The 326-nt window shown below is 60.1% G+C and carries 1 protein-coding gene; it reads left to right on the top strand.

The features are described 5' to 3' along the window. Positions 1–47 precede the first annotated feature (47 nt). A partial coding sequence (locus AC1RPG_RS08580; RefSeq protein WP_481762566.1) for a hypothetical protein occupies positions 48–326 on the top strand: 279 nt, incomplete at its 3' end.

Raw genomic sequence — 326 nt, 5'->3', positions numbered from 1 at the left:
CCATTGAACTGAGCCGACAGGCGGCCATCGCCAAATAAAGGGTGTATATGAACCTGACCGGAATTCACGCCGAATATTGGCGACAACGTAAGGCACCCATTCCGGGCTGGGCGGCCGGATTCATGCCGCGCGCCCGTGTTGATATCGATGCGTGCGTGAATCAGCACGCGGAACCGAAACCGCGACGCGCGGACGGCGTGCACGCGTGTGATAACCTGTTGGCTATCATCCGTTCGCACCGAAAGCATATCGCGCGCACGCATCGCGGCGACTCCAATGCAGAGCTCCGCGTATCCGCGCTCGCTTGCTATCTCGAAGGCATAGCG

Source organism: Dellaglioa sp. CoH-57-MRSF-18, from assembly GCF_056781995.1.
Note: the sequence above shows the minus strand (reverse complement) of the source record. Positions and strands in the feature narration are given on the sequence as shown.